Origin of the sequence: Massilia atriviolacea (assembly GCF_003953935.1) — a bacterium.
GTDB classification, from domain to species: Bacteria; Pseudomonadota; Gammaproteobacteria; order Burkholderiales; family Burkholderiaceae_D; genus Telluria_A; species Telluria_A atriviolacea.
The window spans coordinates 1-884 of sequence record NZ_RXLQ01000063.1 but is presented as its reverse complement, the minus strand read 5'-3'; the positions used below and the strand labels follow the sequence as shown (position 1 = coordinate 884).

The window sequence follows — 884 nt, the reverse complement described above, 5'->3', positions numbered from 1 at the left end:
TAGCCGGGCCAGCTACGTGGAGTTCGTCAGCAATATGAAGGTGGAAACGCTGATCGGCTGCCACGAGCGCGCCTTCGCGTTCTTCGGCGGCGTGACCAGGCGCGTCCTGTACGACAACATGAAGACCGTCGTGCTTGAGCGCGATGCATACGGCGACGGGCAGCACCGCTTCCACGCCGGCTTCCTGGACTACGCGAAGCATAGTGGGTTCGTGATCAAGCTGTGCCAGCCGTACCGAGCAAAGACCAAGGGCAAGGTCGAACGCTTCAACGGCTACCTGCGCCGCTCGTTCTACGTACCGCTGGCCAGCCGCCTGGCGCAGAGCGGCCAGAAGCTTGACGTCGTCACTGCCAACATGGAGGTGGCGCAGTGGCTGGCCGAGGTTGCCAACGCGCGCGTTCATGGAACGACGAAGGAACCGCCGGCCGAAGCGCTCAAGCGAGAGGTAGCGCACCTGCAAGCGTTGCCGGCACCGTGGCGGGCGGACATTGCAGCAGCCCGGCCGCAGACCGCAGCGGCGCCACCTGTCGTTCCACGACCGCCGGCGGTGGTGAGCCGGATTGCACAGCCGTCGCCGCTGCAGCATCCGCTGCGGGTGTACGACGCGCTGCTTGAACGCGTGGCTGAAGGAATGGCGGCATGAATCTACAACATGAACGCATTGCTGCCTTGTGCGACAGTTTAAACCTGCCGTTCGTGGCCCAAGGGTATGGTGCCGCCACCCAGAAGGCGGCCAGGCAGCAGATGGCTTACAGCGACTTCCTGGAGGGGCTGCTGAGGGAGGAAGCTGCTGGTCGCAACGTGAGGAAGCAAAGCACGATGACCCGGCTGGCAGGGTTCCCGGTGGTAAAGACGCTCGACGAGTTCAACTATGACTTCGCCAA

Annotated in this window: 2 protein-coding genes; both read left to right on the top strand. The window is 63.7% G+C overall.

Annotation, left to right across the window (positions count from 1 at the left end; all coding sequences use genetic code 11):
• A partial coding sequence (gene istA / locus EJB06_RS31540; RefSeq protein ID WP_126077968.1) for an IS21 family transposase occupies positions 1 to 643 on the top strand: 643 nt, incomplete at its 5' end.
• A partial coding sequence (locus EJB06_RS31535) for an ATP-binding protein (RefSeq protein WP_229427392.1) occupies positions 640 to 884 on the top strand: 245 nt, incomplete at its 3' end. The genes istA and EJB06_RS31535, both read left to right, overlap by 4 nt.